The organism is Anaerovorax odorimutans DSM 5092, assembly GCF_000426305.1.
GTDB lineage: Bacteria > Bacillota > Clostridia > Peptostreptococcales > Anaerovoracaceae > Anaerovorax > Anaerovorax odorimutans.
This window is the reverse complement of sequence record NZ_AUFC01000001.1, coordinates 249,394-266,627: the sequence shown is the minus strand read 5'-3', so window position 1 is coordinate 266,627 and position 17,234 is coordinate 249,394. Positions and strand designations below refer to the sequence as shown.

Below are 17,234 nucleotides of genomic sequence, written 5' to 3'. Positions count from 1 at the left end.
TTCCTTACTTCTATTTAATTATAATAACTTATATTATATTTTCCTTTTAAATAAAATTAATTTGTGAAAAATCAATATTACCTTCATCATCTACTAATTTTGAATCTGCATGAACGTACTCAACTTTCCCAACAAACATTTCATGTGAACCAGTCATAATAGAGTCAACAATTTTACATTCAATATTTACGGGGCAATCAGGTAATATTGGAGCATTTACTTTTTTTCCATTCTCAAGCTTAACTTTCATAACAGCAAGTTTGTCCTCATCTCTTTTACTATGAGTCCCTAAATAATCAAAAGTTTCTTTATAGTTTTGATCAACAAGATTTACTACAAAACATCCTGATTCTTTTATCATTTTATAAGAATAACGTGATGGCACAATTCCAACCATAACCATTGGAGGATCATAGCTGCAATTTCCACAATATCCTACTGCAAGGACATTTTCTTCTCCGTCAAGTCCTCTGCATGAAACAAGGACCTTAGTTTGTGGCTGCATACATGATTTTTTATTTCCTTCTATTTTTTCTGGTTTCATTTTTTACTCCTTATATAATAATATTTAGGTTTATAAAGGTAGCCTATAACCCTATATTAACTGAATTAATATATTTTTATTTTATTTCAATTATGAGCATATGTCAATATTTCATTCATAACAACCTTTATTAATTTATATTCTTACTTGTTTGTACTTCCAAAACCTCCATCTCGTATTTCCGTTACTTCATCATCTACTGTTATGCCATATTCCATAAATATTCCCTGTGCAAACCCTTTATTTTTATCTATTATAATTTCTTTCCCTTCATTACTATTATTTGTTATCTTAATCAAAATATGACCTTCATTTTTAGAATAATAATAGTCAGAATCTATAATACCTACAGTGTTGTCCAATTGTAAGCGATATTTAAAACCAAGACCTGACCTTGGATAACACAAAAGAACCCAATTCTGATCCATTTTAACTCTAATTCCCGTGGGAACTATTATTGATTCATCAGGTCTTAAACTTACATCAAATGGTATAAAAAAATCATAACCTGCTGATCCTTTTGTAGCTCTTTTAGGTAAAATGATACCATCATATATATTTTTTACATTTTCAGAGTCCCCAAAAAGATTAAAAATATCTTTTTGAAATTGATTAAAACTGGTTTTTTCAAATTTAGCTATCCTCTTCATATTTATAAACCTCATTATAAAAAAAAGAATGATTTAAGCTGATAGCTGATAATTTACCAACTTTACTCATTCTCTTTTTAAAGTATTTTAACAATTTTGAATAGATTTTTTAAGATCTATCTTTTTACCACCAACTAATACAGCAGAATAATTTCTAATATCGGCAATAATATCTGCTACTTCTCTAAGATTATCTAAAGTAACAGAATCTATTTTAGAAATTATTTCTTCTTGAGAAAATACTTTATTAAGAATTAAAGTATTTTTACCGTTTGCAAACATTCTACTGTTTACATTTTCCTGACTAAATATATAAGTAGATTTTAATTGTTCTTTAGCAGTTGATAATTCATCCTTTATAATACCATTGTTTTTTAGTTTTTGTAATTCTTCTCCAATGCCACATATAGCATCGCTTACTTTATCATGGCTGACTCCTGCATATATATTAAAATATCCTGCTGTTGAAAAAGAACTAGCCATAGAATACACAGAATAAGCCAATCCTTTTTCCTCTCTTATATTTTGAAATAATCGTGAACTCATACTACCGCCCATTATATTGCTAAGTAGTGACATTGAATAATATCTATCATCTGCTAAAGGAATTCCCTTAACACCTAAACAAAGATGTGACTGTTCTACATCCTTTATTTTAATTTTATAGCCTGGTTTATATTCAGTTTCAATATGCTCTTTTACTTTTTTTGTAGGATTTAAATTTTTTAATTTTCCTTCAAATAATTTACAAAATTCGTTTTCGTCAAAATTTCCTGCAATTGAAATAACAATATTGTCTTTTGTATATTCTTCATTTAAATATTTTCTAATTGCATTCTGCGTAATTCCTTTTAAAGATGAAGGTGTTCCTATAATTGATTTGGATAAAGGTAAATCCTTAAATACAAGCTCACCAATAATATCATGAGCATAATCTTCAGGAGAATCTTCTATCATTTTCATTTCTTCGTATATTACTCTCTTTTCCTTTTCCATTTCAATCTTATCAAATTTTGAATTTAGAAACATATCCGTTAATATATCACAAGCAGCTTCAATATTTGAAGCTAATGTTTTAATATAATAGCACGTTGCTTCTTTTCCAGTAAAGGCATTTATTTGTCCGCCTATCTTATCAACATCTTCTGCAATTTGCTTTGTATTTCTTTTTTCTGTACCTTTAAAAAGCATATGTTCAATAAAATGTGAAATTCCTGAATTCTTTGCAACTTCATCAACTGCACCTGCTTTAACCCAAATTCCTATAGATACTGATTTAACATAAGGAATCTGTTCCATGACAACTCGGATTCCACAATCTAATGTTTTATTTATTACCATATAATTTACCACTTTCTTTTCTTTTTTTCGTAATTAATTATATAGTATTCCCATTATGTTGGCAACTTATTAAATGGAACAATTTCAATTCCTTGATTTTTTATTTCTTTAATTAAACCAGGTAAAGCTTTTACCGTTTCAGGTTTCGGATGCATTAATACAATAGTCCCATCTAAGGGTTTTTGTAATATTCTATTTTTAATTACATCTGCCGTGGAATCTTGCCGCCAATCAATTGTATCCGAGCTCCATAATGCCATCTTATATCCCAATTCTTTGCATATAGCTACTGTTGATTCATTATAGTCACCCGATGGCGGTGCAAAAACTGTTGTTTTAACACCAATTGTATCTAAAATAATAGCCTCTGTTTTTAAAATTTCATCTTTTACGGTTTCTTCAGAAACTTGAGTGCATAATTTATGACCGTATCCATGACTTTGTATCTCATGCCCTTCAGCATACATTTTTTTAAGAAGATCTGGATTGTTTTCAGCCCATCTTCCACTTACATAAAAAGTAACTTTAATATTTTCTTCTTTAAAAATTTTAAGCATATCAGGGATAACATCTTCACCCCAATCTACATTACAATTAAATGTAAGCTTATTACTTCCCTCTTTTCCATTTCTTATTACAATATCTTCCTCCTTTATTTCTCCTTTGCTATTTGTATTATTCATTTCAACTGTTTTACTATTAAATAAAAGATTAAAGATTGAATATAATTGAAAAACTAAAAATAACAGCAATAGTATAATTGCTGCAATATATAATTTCTTTTTATAATTTTTCATAAAAACACCCCCTAGACACTTTATGTATAGGGGGCTTTCTTTATTACTTATTCATACTATCTTTAATTTCACAAAATTTATATATTACCTTTGCTGCTTGTGCTCTTGTTGCTTGGCCCTGCGGATCAAAGTTCCCCTCAGGGTATCCACCTATAATGCCTGCACCAACAACTTTATTTATTTGCTCTCCTGACCAATCACTGATTTTTTCCGCATCTGTAAATGCATTATCTGCAACTGTATTAGGGAGTTCTATATCTAAGCTATCAGCAAAATTAACAAGCATTACAGCCATTTGTTCTCTGCTGATTTGAGAATTAGGAGCAAAGGTTTTTTCATCCATTCCCTTTACTATTCCACTAGCAAATCCCCAATTTACATAATTATAATACCAGTCTGTAGATAATACATCTCCAAAACCTGCTGAAGGGCTTTGACTTGGATCTAATCCACTACTTGTATTTGCAAGCATTGTTAAAAATTGCGCCCTGGTTAACGGTGTATCAGGTAAAAAGTTATTATTACCCATTCCTTTTACAATACCTCTAGCCGCTAATTTTTCAATATATTCCTTAGCCCAATGTTTTGTTGTATCAGCAAAAGTAACAGACAAATCTCCTACTTGTACAGGAATAGTCAAAGTTTTATCTTTATATGTAATGGTTATATTTCCTGAATATCCACCTTGAGAAGATGCTGTAAATAAGCCATTTTCATCAATAGTTCCAATATTGGAATCACATTTCCAAGTAAAAATACTATCTTGACTTATAACTGGTGCATACCCATGATACACAGAAACATTAATGTCATATGTTTCTCCTGGTTTTAAATTTAAATTTTGTACATTAGCATTAAGTGTAACGTCTTCAGGTACATCTATTTTTATACTAGTTGCTAAATTCCCGCTTAATGTATTGATATTAACAATTCCTGTAGAGCTTCCTGCTGTAAATAAACCGCTGCTATTGACGCTCCCCTTATCACTATCATCTACACTGTATTCTATATTTTGAGGTAAATTTACTTTTTCATACATACTATCTGAAGCATATGTATTTAGTTGTACACTGGCCCCTGGCATAACAAGAGGATTGCTTACATATGTATGCAGATGTTCCGCAGATTTATTTCCTTGGCCTTTGTATACTAAGAACAAGCCATTTGTTACTCTTCTTTGCGCTTTATCAGAAGGTGAATTTTTTAAAGTTGCTTCGGTTTCTTGCCCTGCAAGCCTTGCAGCCATCATAGAAGATCCTCCTCCATCAAGATTAGCTACAGTGGTACATCCTAACGATACCATATGCTTTGCAATATCCGTAAGCCCAAGTCCATTTGACCAGCTTGATTGTCTGCCATCAAGGACATATATCATAGTTGTTCCATCCGGCTTAATTCCTATACAAGTTCTTGGATTTAAATTAGTACCATTTGATATAAATTGACCATTGTCATATAAAAGGTAATACATTCCAATACATTCTCTGCTGTCATTCAAATTCGCGCTGCCTTTATTTGTAGTTGTTATTTCAACAGTTGTTCCTGGAGCTAGCTGTGCCAATTGAGCCGCATAAGGCGAATCCATTGCTGCGGATAAGACTATTTGATTTTCTCCAATAGGAGTATTTGTCGTACTTGCTTTGCCCCCTACTACTGTACCTTTAATTGTTTTTCCAACACTAGGCTGTGCTGCTTCTGCACTTTCAGTATCAATTACAACTTCGACACTTAGGTCGCTCACTTTTGTAGAAGCGGCATATTGTCTATTAAAAAGATGTAATGCTTTACCTCCGCCATGTGGTACATTTACATATCCAATAGTTGCTGAATATGGCTTCTGTTCATATATTACCTGTTCTTTTGCTGCATCCGCTGTACCATCTGTTGAAACTGCAGCAGTTGTGGTTGTTGGAACATTTATTGTACCTTTTACTGTATATTCCAAGTTTACTTGAGCCAGAGAAGCTTTGCCATCTTTATCAAAGCTAATTACATATTCGGGAGCATATCCTGAACTTTTTATTAATCCCTCATGAATGGTTAAACCCTTTGGGGCTCCTGACGATGTATCAAATAAATCTCCGTTAATACCTGTAACTACTGTATATCCTTGCTGTTCTATATAATCAATCATAGAATCTAATGTATATTTTCCCGTAATTTCTCCATTAAAAACATATGGTTCTAAAATAGAATTTTCTAAATTAGATGTAACAAAAAAATTTCTTTCTACTCCATTAGGACTATGTCCTGCAAATTGTTCATAATAATATGTACTGTCAAAAATTTGTGTTTGTTTTTCATAGTAAACATTTTGTATTCCATCTTGATATGTAAAACCCGTAAAAAATGTACCAGCCAATAAGGCAAGTACCAAAATTCCTCCCATGAAGCACCTGCTTCTCCGTAATTTCATTCTTTTATCCCCTTTCATTAGAGCTTATTATTTATCATCCGCCTCTATTTTATCAATCTAATTTACCCATTTCAAGTTACACTTATATTACTTATTTTATTTAATTTCGATATAAGACATAATAATAAAAGCATAGCTTAAATAAATATACTTTTAAAGCTATGCTTCTAATTATTCATATATGAATGATACACCTTTTTAAATAAAATATTTTTAAGTTTAATAGTTTATAATTTAATCATCATTTCTTAAAATATTAATATCTTCTCCTTCAAGGACTTTATTTAGCGTTCTTACTGCGCACATTTTGCCACACATGGTACATGTCTTTTCATCTTCCGGATTACTGCTCTTTCTATATTTTTGAGCTTTTTCCGGATCAATAGCTATTGAAAGCATAGTATCCCAATCAAGTTTCTGTCTTGCATAACTCATTTCATTATCTCTTTTTCTTGCACCCGGAATTTTCTTTGCAATATCTCCAGCATGTGCTGCTATTTGAGTTGCCACAATTCCCTCTTTTACATCATCAAGATCAGGAAGTCTAAGGTGTTCTGCCGGAGTTAAATAACATAATATATCTGCACCGTTTGCAGCCGCTACAGCACCGCCTATGGCTCCCGTTATATGATCATATCCAGGAGCTATATCACTAACAAGAGGACCAAGAACATAAAATGGTGCTCCGTGGCATAACCTCTTTTCCAACATCATATTTCCTGTTATTTCATCAAGGGCCATATGTCCGGGGCCTTCTATCATTACTTGTACATTCCTATTCCAAGCACGTTTTGTAAGTTCACCAAGAACAATAAGCTCCTGCACTTGACTTGCATCTGTAGAATCTGCTATTGCTCCCGGTCTGCATGCGTCACCAAGACTAAGTGTAATATCATACTCTTTACAAATATCCAACAACTCATCATAGTACTCATAAAAAGGATTCTCTTTATTATTTAATTTCATCCAAGCATACATAAGAGAACCACCACGTGAAACTATATTCATAAGCCTAGGATTTCTTTCAAATATTTCTGCTGTGTGCCTATTCATTCCCGCATGTATAGTTATAAAATCAACTCCGTCTTTACCATGTGTTCTAACTACATCTAAAAATTCTTTATCTGTAATATCTTTAAGCTCTTTATCATAAAAACCCAATGCATCATAAACGGGAACCGTACCTACTATAGAAGAAGACATATCTATAAGTTTTGTTCTAAACTCTCTTGTTTTGCCGTAATTACTAAGATCCATAATAGATTCTACATTCATATCAATTGATAATTGTGCTTTTTTAAGTTCAAGATCTATATCATAGCAATCTTTCGAAATACCTATATTAGCATTAACCTTAGTTTTAAGCCCCTTACCTATACCATAAGCCTTTAGATTTTTATGATTTTTATTTGCCGGTATTATAATTGTACCTTTTGCTATATTTTCTAATAAATATTCTTCTGTAACATTTTCATATTTTGCGACTTCTTTCATTTGAGGCGTTACAATGCCTTTTCTTGCCGCATCCATCTGAGTTGTATAATTCATAATTAAAACCTCCTTATTTAAATAAAAACGTGCTACAATAATAGCACGTAAAAAACACAATATATATTCCTACGCTGGCATTATCCAGATCAGGTTAAGGGTCAGAACAAATCTTTCTCAGCCTATAAAAGCTCCCCTTTATTTAATTAAGTTTATTATAATACAACAAATAAATTTATGTCAACAAAGGAATATTTTTTAATCTAAATCTCTTTTTATATGTATTATAAAACACGCTTTACAGCGTGTTTTTTAACTTAATAGTTTACATAAAATATTAATCTAATAATTCTTTTCTTGAAAGGTTTATTCTGTTTTGACTGTCGATTTCAGTTACCTTAACTTTAACAACATCTCCAATATTCATTTCATCTTCTACCTTTTCAACTCTATGCTTTGCCATCTTAGAAATGTGTAATAAACCTTCTTTACCAGGTAAAATTTCAATAAATGCACCAAATGCCATTATTCTCGTAACTTTACCTTCATAAATTTCTCCAACCTCGACTTCTTTAACAAGAAGCTCAATTTCTTTTACACCTTTATTAGCTGATTCCATATCCGGAGCAGCAATATAGATTAGACCTGCTTCATTAATATCAATCTTGACTCCTGTATCATTTATGATTTTATTAATAGTCTTTCCTCCAGGCCCAATAACAGTTCTGATCTTATCAGGATCAATCTGCATAGAAATAATTCTAGGTGCATAAGGAGACATTTCTGCTCTAGGCTCTGCAATTTCATCAAGCATCTGATCCATAATGAACAATCTACCCTCTTTTGCCTGAGCTAAAGCATCTTGCAAAATTTGCTTTGATAATCCATGAACTTTAATATCCATCTGTATTGCAGTGATACCCTTTTTTGTCCCTGCCACTTTAAAGTCCATATCACCAAGAAAATCTTCCATACCTTGAATATCACTTAGAATAGCAATCTTACTGCTTCCATCTTCTTCCACTCTTTCAATAAGCCCCATTGCAATACCTGCAACCGGTGATTTAATCGGAACACCTGCATCCATTAAAGATAGTGTACTTCCACAAACTGATGCCTGAGATGTACTTCCATTTGATGAAAGAACTTCAGAAACAACTCTGATTGCATATGGGAATTCTTCAATGCTTGGTAATACAGGAAGCAACGCTCTTTCAGCCAACGCACCATGTCCGATTTCTCTTCTTCCCGGACTTCTCATAGGCCTTGCTTCACCAACTGAATAAGGCGGGAAATTATAATGATGCATATATCTTTTTTCTACTTCATCACCAATACCATCAATAGTCTGTGATTCACCCATAGGACCTACTGTTGTTACAGATAACACTTGGGTTTGACCTCTCTTAAATAATCCTGTTCCGTGAGTTCTTGGAAGAATTCCTGTTTCACACCAAATAGGTCTGATTTCTTTAGCTTTTCTGTTATCAGGTCTAATCCCATCATCTAAAATAAGACTTCTTACTTGCTCTTTTGTTATGCCGTATAATACTGCTGATATATCTTTTCCATTATCAGGATATATTTCTGCAAAATGTTCTTTAGTTTCAAATTCCACTGCATCCATATTATCAAGACGTTCCTGCTTTTCATAAGTTTGAATTGCAGCTCTCATTTTATCAGTGGCAAACTCTTTAACATCTGCCTCGATTTCTTCTGGAACCTTATATAATTCCACTTCTCTTTTTGCTTTACCTACTTCAACTATTATTTGATCAATAAATTCTATAATTTTTTTAATTTCTTCATGAGCAAACATTATAGCTTCAAGCATTACATCTTCATCAACTTCTTTTGCTCCAGCTTCTACCATCATAATAGCTTCTTTCGTTCCAGAAACTACTAAATGAAGAGTACTTTCTTCTCTTTCTTTTAATGTTGGATTTACTATAAATCTTCCATCTATCAACCCAATTAAAACCGATCCTGTGGGACCATCAAAAGGAATATCTGAAATGGATAAAGCAACAGATGATCCTATCATTGCCGCAATCTCAGGCGAACAATCAGGATCTACACACATTACTGTAGCCACAACCTGTACATCATTATAAAACCCTTTTGGAAATAGAGGTCTTATAGGTCTGTCTATTAATCTTGAATTTAAAATTGCTTTCTCAGAAGGTCTACCTTCCCTTTTAATAAATCCTCCCGGAATTTTTCCGGCTGCGTACATTCTTTCTTCATAATCTACACTAAGGGGGAAAAAATCTATATCCTGTCTTGGTGCTGCAGATGCAGTAGCTGTAACATTTACTACAGTATCTCCATATTTTACCATAACCTGACCACTTGCCATTTCACAAACTTTCCCTATTTCTAGTTCCAAAAGTCTTCCGCCTACTGCAGTTCTAAATGTTCTATAATCTTCAAATCTCATTAACAACTTCCTCCTGTTAATTTGCTCTTTATAATATATATGAAACTATGTTGTCCCATAATATGCAAGATTATTCTTGCTTAAAACAAAAGCGGGGTAAATCCCCGCTTGTATTTTCCAGTTATTTTCTTAATCCTAAACGAGCAATAAGACCTCTATATCTTTCAAGATCTTTTTCCTTTAAGTAATTAAGAAGATTTCTTCTTTGACCAACCATTTTTAAAAGTCCTCTTCTTGAATGGTGATCTTTTTTATGAATTTTTAAATGTTCGTTTAAATCGTTGATTCTGTATGTTAGAATAGCGATTTGAACTTCCGGAGATCCTGTATCTCCTTCTTTAGTTTTGTATTCAGCAATAATTTCTGCTTTTTTAGCCTGATCAATCATTTTTTATTCTCCTTTTCTTATTTCTCCTTTATCCGTGTTTTACGTCGGAGTGTCGAAAAACTCAGTTAAAGGTATATACTGACAATTCATAGTACCATAATTACATATTATTGTAAAGAACTATTTTTTAAGCTATAATTTAAAATTGTACTTTTAAAATGGTATTAACTATAAAGAAATTCGCCTTAGTGTATCAAAAAACTCAGGATATGATATTTTAATACAATCAGGATTTTGTATTTTACTTTCTCCATCTGCTGCCAGAGCTAATATTGTCATTGACATTGCGATTCTATGGTCATTATAAGTTTCAAAATTAGCTCCTAACACATTTTTTCCTCCATTTATTATAAAACCATCATCAGTACCAATAATATCAACATTTGCCTTTTTCAGTTCATTTTCCATAGCCTCAATTCTATTTGATTCTTTTACTTTTAACTCTTCTGCATTTTTTATGACAGTGGTACCTTTTGCAAAAGCCGCTGCTACTGCAATAATAGGGATCTCATCAATTAATCTGGGAATTAAATCGCCACTTACCTCAATTCCTTTTAATTCTGATGACTTTACAATTATATCCGCTGACGGTTCTATTTCATTATTAATATTTTCTATAGTTATACTTCCTCCCATAGATTTTAAAACATCAATAATACCTGTCCTCGTTTTATTTAATCCCACATTTTTAATTACAATCTCAGAATTTGGAACTATCAATCCACCTACTAGAAAAAAAGCGGCAGAAGAGATATCACCTGGCACGGATATTCTATTACCATATAGTTCTTCTACCGGGTTAACAATAACAGCGTTATCGTCACTTCTTATATTGCCTCCAAATCCATTGAGCATAATTTCTGTATGATTTCTAGAGGATATAGGCTCTTTTATTTTTGTTTGTCCGAAAGCATAAAGTCCTGCTAAAATAATAGAAGATTTAAGTTGTGCACTTGCAACGGGCATAGTATACTCAATTCCATTTAATTTTGAACCTTTTATATGAATTGGTGCGTACCCTGCGTTTTTTCCTTCAATATGAGCTCCCATTTCAGATAGAGGTTTTATTACTCTATTCATAGGTCTCTTTCTAATGGATGCGTCACCATCTATAGTAGAATTAAAGTTTTGCGGTGCCAATAATCCACAAAGAAGTCTTGTCGTTGTTCCTGAATTTCCTGTATACAAAACTTCATTAGAAGCTTTTAAACCATGTAAACCATTGCCTTCAATTGTAACGCTGTTGCCTTTGATAATTATTTCGACTCCCATCTTTTCAAAACATGAAATGGTAGATAAACAATCTTCACCCATTAGAAAATTTTCTACTAAAGTAGTTCCCTTGGAAATAGCACCAATTATAACCCCTCTATGGGATATTGATTTATCCGAAGCTACATTAATTTCTCCACGCAATCCTTTTACTTTATTTATTATCATAATCTTCTCCTATTTCATATCCCAAAATTTCTTTATTGCTCACTTTCATAACTACCTAGTATTTTTAAAAATGGTAATTCTTCTGTTAATTGAAATAATAAAGCCTTAATATTATTTTGCATAAGATTGCCGGTAAAATCCACATAAAATAAATATTCCCATGATGTTTTACCATCAGGTCTTGAATGTATTTCAGTTAAATTGATACCATGCTGTGCAAAAATTCCAAGAACACTTGCCAAACTTCCGCTTTTATTATCACATGCAAACACAATTGCTATTTTATTATGATTTTTATTACAAATCAATTTTTTTGAAACTGCTATGAATTTTGTGGCATTTTCTTTATTATGATTAATAGCATCCGCCAATATTGTTAATCCATATCTTGTAGCTGCTTCTTTAGAGCAAACAGCTCCGACTTCAAGTGATTTTTGATTTGCTACAAAGTTTGCTGCTACAGCGGTATTACTGCTTATAATTGGTGTCATTTTATGCTCTTTTAAAAATTCCTTGCTTTGCTCAATTCCCTGTGGATGAGAATATACCTTTTTAATACATTCAACCTTTGCACCGTTTAAAGCTGCAAGACAATGATCTACTTTTGTTATACAACTATAATTAATGTACAGATCATATTTAAGAAGTAAATCATAAACTTCATTTATATTCCCTGCAGTAGTATTTTCAAGAGGTACAATACCTGTTTGCGCATTTCCCTTATTCACTTCTGCAAAAACATTCTCAAAGGTATCAACATTAAAAGCTTCAACATCAGGGAACATAATATTTGTAGTAATTTCAGAATAAGAACAAGGTAAACCTTGATAACAAACCTTATCTACTCTAGGTTCTTCACTTACACAATTAATTTTAAAATCCATTCCAAGATTCAGCAGTTTTCTATATTGATAAGTTCTGCTAACCTCTATTATATTTTTAATAAAGAAGAGATACTCTAACTTATATTCTTCTTCCATATCTTTCGTAAGATTTTCTATAATCTGAATTTCTCTTTCTGGTTTTAAAATTTTATCTCCATTTTTTGATTTTATTTCTGCTACTTTGCCCGAGACTTCCATCCTTTTTAAAAAGAGATCTTTAAGCTTTAAATCTAAATCATTTATTTCCTTTCTTACATCATCTAGCATCATATCCGTAAGCCTCCAAATGTAAATCCATAATTGCAATGGCCATTGCACATTCAATCACAACGGGAGAACGAAGTGCAATACAAGGATCATGTCTGCCTTGTATTATAAGCAGTTCTTCTTCTCCTGTTTTTAAATTAAGTGTCGATTGCTCTTTACTAATTGATGGAGTTGGCTTAAGAGCAACTTTAACTACAATTGGCATTCCTGTAGTAATACCTCCTAAAATACCTCCGTTATAATTTGTCTTTGTTACTATTATATCTTCGTTTTTACTAAAACAATCATTTACTTCTGAACCTTTTTTTAATGACATTTCAAAGCCTTCTCCGAATTCGATTCCTTTTACTGCCGGGATTCCATATAATATAGATGCAATCCTGCTTTCTACATTTTCAAACATTGGACTTCCTATTCCGGCACAAATTCCTGTAACTGCACATTCAATTATGCCTCCAATAGAATCTTTTTGTATTCTAGCTTCATCAACAGCTTCTTTCATAACATCTGCTATATCTTCATCCAACACTGGTAAATTCATTTTTTGAAGAGATTTTAGTAAACCTTCATTAACCCCTGCTAGATCAAAGCCTTCATCTTTAACAGAACCTATACTATATATATGTGAACCTATTTCAATTCCTTTAGCTTCTCTTAAGAATTCCTTGCACAGTGCACCTGCAAAAACTAACGGTGCTGTCAATCTTCCAGAAAAATGGCCGCCGCCTCTTATATCATTTTTACCATTATATCTAAGTTGACCAGTATAATCACTGTGACTTGGTCTTGGAACTACTCTAAGACCTTCATAATCCCTGCTTTTTGTATCTGTATTATTTATTATAATACAGATCGGGGCACCTGTGGTAACTCCATCTAAAACTCCTGATACTATATTAGGCAAATCCTTTTCTCTTCTGCCTGTAGTCAATTTGCTCTTTCCAGGTGCTCTTCTATCCATTTCTTTTAATATGTTTTCCATATTAAAAGAAAAACCTGCCGGGAATCCATCTATTACAGCACCAATTCCCATGCCGTGAGATTCGCCAAAAATACTTATTTTTAAATTGTTACCCCATGTACTTCCCATATTATTCCTCTCTTAATACTTTCATAATTTCTTTTAATTCGTCTATTGGTGTCATAACAATTTCTGCCTTGCCATAATCTTTCATATAAATAAAAGCTATACTGTTTCCTTTCTTTTTTTTATCTGATAATACAGTTTTGTAAACATCTTCTATATTATAGTTTAATGTTATTGGTAATTCATATTGCTGTAAAATCTTACCAATTCTTTCCGTGGCTCCTAAAACAGTAATTCCCATTTTCTCTCCCATTTTCAATGCAGCAACTATACCTACAGATACAGCTTCTCCATGAGATAAATCTTTATAATTTCCGAGTTTCTCTGCTCCATGTCCTATAGTATGACCAAAATTCAAAATTCTTCTTAAACCTGTTTCAGTCTCATCCTCTTCAACTACCTTACGCTTTATATCTACACATTTAATAACTGTATCTTCTATATTTTCCTTAAAGTCAGCTTTAGAAACTTCATCTAATATACTTGAATCCCATATACAGCCATATTTGATAATTTCTGCAATACCCGCGGCATAAATATCTTCGGTTAAAGAATCTAATACATTTACATCTATTATAACCTGATTAGGCTGCCTAAAAGCTCCTACTAAATTTTTGCCTTGCAAAAGATCTACTCCGCATTTTCCTCCTACTGAAGAATCAACTTGTGCTAATAATGTAGTAGGAATTTGCACTAGATTTTTAATTCCTCTTAAATATGTTGCAGCAGCAAATCCCGCGATATCGCCTACAACACCGCCCCCAAGGGCAATAATCATATCGTTTCTGTCAATACCATTAGATACTAAAGTATTGTAAATATCAGAAACCGTATCTAATGTTTTATATTCTTCTCCTGCTTCAATAATATGACATGAAACGATTATTCCTCTTTTTTTAAAGCTTTCTTTGATTTCATTCAAGTATAAATCTTTTACATTGGTATCAGTAATTATACAAATTTTAATTTCCTCTTCCTTTTCTTTAGGCAGTACAATATCTGGCACTTTTGAAAGTATTCCTTTTTCAATTAAAATATGTGATTCAATTTTACTCCCATGTAATATTAATTCTTTCATCTTTATAATTCTCTTCCAACTATTTTTGCAATACCTTTCAACTTTTTCATAGTTTCTTCAAACATTTCATAAGTTAAACTCTGCGCACCGTCACTTAAAGCATTTATAGGATCATTATGAACCTCTATTAACAGTCCGTCTGCACCAGCTGCTATAGATGCCATAGAAAGAGATTCTACCATCCAAGCTTTACCTGATGCATGAGATGGATCTACTATAACCGGCAGATGGCTTAACTTTTTCAGAGCAGGAATAGCACTGATATCTAATGTATTTCTCGTAAATGTCTCACAAGTTCTAATTCCTCTTTCACAAAGAATTACATTTTCATTTCCACCACTCATGATATATTCTGCTGACATTAAAAATTCTTCTAATGTATTTGAAAACCCTCTTTTTAAAAGAACAGGAACTTTAGTTTTTCCTAATTCCATAAGAAGTTCAAAATTTTGCATGTTTCTTGCTCCTACTTGGAAGCAATCAACTTTTCCCATAAATTGATTAATATGCATTGGATTTGTAATTTCTGTTACTATTGGAAGCCCTGTCTCCGCTTTGGCAATATTCAATAAATCAAGACCTTCTGCTTTTAAACCTTGGAAAGAATATGGGGAAGAACGAGGTTTCCATGCTCCTCCTCTTATAATTGAAGCACCAGATGCTTTTACATTTTTAGCGATCTCTACAATCTGATCTTCACCTTCTACAGAACATGGACCTGCCATAATTATAAGGTTTTTACCGCCAATTTTAACTCCGCCAACATCAATTATCGAATCTTCAGGATGCATTTTTCTGTTTACCCTCTTATAAGGCTCCTGTACTTTCATAATTTTTTCAACATGTTCACTTAAATAAGCAGAGTTTGTATCTACTGCTGAAGTATCTCCAACGATTCCTAAAACTGTTGCATTAGAACCGACAATTTTATTAACTTCCACATTATACCTAGAAAGCCAACCTGCAATTTTATTTATTTCCTCTTGTGGTGTTCCATTTTTCAATACGATAATCATTTTATTCTCCTCTTCTATTCTTATTTTATAGTAAAAAAGATCAATTGTAAAACAAAAAACCTTTCGCCCCTATAAAAGGACGAAAGGTTATAAATTCTTCCGCGATACCACCTAAATTCAGTATAATAATACTGCACTCATTCAAATACGAAGCTTTTTGCTTGATATTCTATCCCGATAACGTAGGAATACGCCACAGCCTACTACTTATAATTTCAGCCTGGAGCTCAAGAGGGAACTTCAAAACATTTCGATTAATATCCACTTTCAGTCAAGTGATGGATAATCCCTGATAATTTCCAAGTTTCTACTTTCCTCTGTCATTGCTTTTTTACTATATCTTTTTCATATGTTACTATTTATTTATTGTTTTGTCAAGCAATATTCTAAATAATATTTTTATTTTATATATCATGATATTTTTTTGCTGTCAAACAATCATTTTTTATTTGATCTGAAAGTTGATCTACATTTTCAAACTTAATTTCATTTCTTATCTTTTCTAAAAATTCAACTCTTATTTTTTTTCCATAAAGTTCTTTATTAAAATCAAAAATATGAGTTTCTATTGTCTTTTTATTATCTCCAATAGTTGGTTTAATACCTACATTTGTAACACTGGGATGACGAACTCCATTGTAATTGCAATAAGTGATATATACACCATGTGAAGGGGTTACCATAGAATCATCAATTAAAATATTTGATGTTGGAAACCCAATGGTTCTACCTATTCTATTTCCAACCACAACTTCTCCGCCAACAGTATAATTTCTCCCCATATATCTCTCGCACTGGTCAACTTTACCTTCTGCTATAAGTTTTCTTATAAATGTACTGCTTACTAAATTATCATCTATTTTAAACGGCTCTAAAACATGAATTCCAAATCCTTCTTTTATTCCTGTTTTAATTAGAAGTTGTGGATTTCCTTTTGCTTTATAACCAAAATTATAATTAAAACCACAATATGCTTGTCTCATCTTAAAAACATCTATCAAAAGTTTTTGAATAAAATCTTTTGCAGACAAATGTTGAATATATTCGTTAAACTCTAAAGAGAAAAGATAATCAACATGCAAAGATGCTATTATATCTGCTTTATCTTGTGGATATAAAATGTTTTTAATTACAGGTTTTCCTGCTAAAACATTTTTAGGATGATTTGTAAATGTAAATACCGCACTTTTTAGTCCTGCCATTTTAGCACTTTTTACAGTACGTCTTATTAATTCTTGATGTCCCTTATGGACTCCGTCGAAATTCCCAAGCGCTACTACAGTTTCTTCAATATCTTTTATTTCTTCTACTGAATTAAATATTTTCATTTTTATGTCCAATCTTTTTAATTAATTATAATTAAAGTTGTTATATTAAAAAACATTTTTCATCTGATAT

General features: G+C 32.0%; 14 protein-coding genes, 1 riboswitch and 1 other annotated feature. All 14 genes read right to left on the bottom strand.

Annotated elements, in window-relative coordinates; translation table 11 throughout:
- Positions 1–46: 46 nt before the first annotated feature.
- A complete protein-coding gene (locus K292_RS0101325; RefSeq protein WP_027398326.1) occupies positions 47–544 on the bottom strand; it encodes a flavin reductase family protein in 498 nt (165 codons plus the stop codon).
- A 143-nt stretch (positions 545–687) separates the two neighbouring features.
- Positions 688–1,194 carry a dCTP deaminase/dUTPase family protein gene (locus K292_RS0101320; RefSeq protein WP_027398325.1) on the bottom strand — a complete coding sequence of 169 codons (507 nt, stop codon included), beginning with the start codon at positions 1,192–1,194 and terminating at the stop codon, positions 688–690.
- A gap of 87 nt (positions 1,195–1,281) precedes the next feature.
- Complete coding sequence (locus tag K292_RS0101315; RefSeq protein WP_027398324.1) at positions 1,282–2,535, bottom strand: M16 family metallopeptidase; 1,254 nt, start codon at positions 2,533–2,535, stop codon at positions 1,282–1,284.
- A gap of 53 nt (positions 2,536–2,588) precedes the next feature.
- Complete coding sequence (locus K292_RS0101310; RefSeq protein WP_027398323.1) at positions 2,589–3,332, bottom strand: polysaccharide deacetylase family protein; 744 nt, start codon at positions 3,330–3,332, stop codon at positions 2,589–2,591.
- 43 nt (positions 3,333–3,375) lie between these two features.
- Positions 3,376–5,748, bottom strand: a complete 2,373-nt coding sequence (locus K292_RS0101305; protein ID WP_169515402.1) for an S-layer homology domain-containing protein — start codon at positions 5,746–5,748, stop codon at positions 3,376–3,378.
- 234 nt (positions 5,749–5,982) lie between these two features.
- Positions 5,983–7,296 (bottom strand): phosphomethylpyrimidine synthase ThiC, encoded by a 1,314-nt coding sequence (gene thiC / locus K292_RS0101300; protein ID WP_027398321.1) that lies wholly within the window; start codon positions 7,294–7,296, stop codon positions 5,983–5,985.
- 48 nt (positions 7,297–7,344) lie between these two features.
- A riboswitch (TPP riboswitch) is annotated at positions 7,345–7,444 on the bottom strand.
- 129 nt (positions 7,445–7,573) lie between these two features.
- Positions 7,574–9,676 (bottom strand): polyribonucleotide nucleotidyltransferase, encoded by a 2,103-nt coding sequence (locus K292_RS0101295; RefSeq protein ID WP_037372110.1) that lies wholly within the window; start codon positions 9,674–9,676, stop codon positions 7,574–7,576.
- A gap of 121 nt (positions 9,677–9,797) precedes the next feature.
- The gene (rpsO, locus tag K292_RS0101290) at positions 9,798–10,064 is read right to left on the bottom strand and encodes a 30S ribosomal protein S15 (protein ID WP_027398319.1); all 267 of its coding nucleotides are present in this window, start codon (positions 10,062–10,064) and stop codon (positions 9,798–9,800) included.
- A gap of 168 nt (positions 10,065–10,232) precedes the next feature.
- Positions 10,233–11,504 (bottom strand): 3-phosphoshikimate 1-carboxyvinyltransferase, encoded by a 1,272-nt coding sequence (aroA, locus tag K292_RS0101285; RefSeq protein WP_027398318.1) that lies wholly within the window; start codon positions 11,502–11,504, stop codon positions 10,233–10,235.
- Between the two features lie 32 nt (positions 11,505–11,536).
- On the bottom strand, positions 11,537–12,658 hold the full coding sequence (locus tag K292_RS0101280; protein ID WP_027398317.1) for a bifunctional chorismate mutase/prephenate dehydratase: 1,122 nt from the start codon (positions 12,656–12,658) through the stop codon (positions 11,537–11,539).
- Positions 12,645–13,745 (bottom strand): chorismate synthase, encoded by a 1,101-nt coding sequence (gene aroC, locus K292_RS0101275; RefSeq protein ID WP_027398316.1) that lies wholly within the window; start codon positions 13,743–13,745, stop codon positions 12,645–12,647. Before aroC ends, K292_RS0101280 begins: the two co-directional genes overlap by 14 nt.
- A 1-nt stretch (position 13,746) precedes the next feature.
- On the bottom strand, positions 13,747–14,820 hold the full coding sequence (gene aroB, locus K292_RS15515; protein WP_051280119.1) for a 3-dehydroquinate synthase: 1,074 nt from the start codon (positions 14,818–14,820) through the stop codon (positions 13,747–13,749).
- A 2-nt stretch (positions 14,821–14,822) separates the two neighbouring features.
- On the bottom strand, positions 14,823–15,836 hold the full coding sequence (gene aroF, locus K292_RS0101265) for a 3-deoxy-7-phosphoheptulonate synthase (RefSeq protein WP_027398315.1): 1,014 nt from the start codon (positions 15,834–15,836) through the stop codon (positions 14,823–14,825).
- A gap of 72 nt (positions 15,837–15,908) precedes the next feature.
- Positions 15,909–16,169 (bottom strand) — a binding site (T-box leader).
- Between the two features lie 71 nt (positions 16,170–16,240).
- The gene (locus tag K292_RS0101260) at positions 16,241–17,164 is read right to left on the bottom strand and encodes a bifunctional riboflavin kinase/FAD synthetase (protein ID WP_027398314.1); all 924 of its coding nucleotides are present in this window, start codon (positions 17,162–17,164) and stop codon (positions 16,241–16,243) included.
- Positions 17,165–17,234: the final 70 nt, after the last annotated feature.

Bases quoted from the DNA above. Each gene is read 5' to 3' on its own strand.
- aroF (WP_027398315.1), bottom strand. From the start codon at position 15,836: ATGATTATCGTATTGAAAAATGGAACACCACAAGAGGAAATAAATAAA.
- aroB (WP_051280119.1), bottom strand. From the start codon at position 14,820: ATGAAAGAATTAATATTACATGGGAGTAAAATTGAATCACATATTTTA.
- K292_RS0101315 (WP_027398324.1), bottom strand. From the start codon at position 2,535: ATGGTAATAAATAAAACATTAGATTGTGGAATCCGAGTTGTCATGGAA.
- rpsO (WP_027398319.1), bottom strand. From the start codon at position 10,064: ATGATTGATCAGGCTAAAAAAGCAGAAATTATTGCTGAATACAAAACT.
- aroC (WP_027398316.1), bottom strand. From the start codon at position 13,745: ATGGGAAGTACATGGGGTAACAATTTAAAAATAAGTATTTTTGGCGAA.
- K292_RS0101320 (WP_027398325.1), bottom strand. From the start codon at position 1,194: ATGAAGAGGATAGCTAAATTTGAAAAAACCAGTTTTAATCAATTTCAA.
- K292_RS0101260 (WP_027398314.1), bottom strand. From the start codon at position 17,164: ATGAAAATATTTAATTCAGTAGAAGAAATAAAAGATATTGAAGAAACT.
- aroA (WP_027398318.1), bottom strand. From the start codon at position 11,504: ATGATAATAAATAAAGTAAAAGGATTGCGTGGAGAAATTAATGTAGCT.
- K292_RS0101305 (WP_169515402.1), bottom strand. From the start codon at position 5,748: ATGAAATTACGGAGAAGCAGGTGCTTCATGGGAGGAATTTTGGTACTT.
- K292_RS0101280 (WP_027398317.1), bottom strand. From the start codon at position 12,658: ATGATGCTAGATGATGTAAGAAAGGAAATAAATGATTTAGATTTAAAG.
- K292_RS0101295 (WP_037372110.1), bottom strand. From the start codon at position 9,676: ATGAGATTTGAAGATTATAGAACATTTAGAACTGCAGTAGGCGGAAGA.
- K292_RS0101310 (WP_027398323.1), bottom strand. From the start codon at position 3,332: ATGAAAAATTATAAAAAGAAATTATATATTGCAGCAATTATACTATTG.
- K292_RS0101325 (WP_027398326.1), bottom strand. From the start codon at position 544: ATGAAACCAGAAAAAATAGAAGGAAATAAAAAATCATGTATGCAGCCA.
- thiC (WP_027398321.1), bottom strand. From the start codon at position 7,296: ATGAATTATACAACTCAGATGGATGCGGCAAGAAAAGGCATTGTAACG.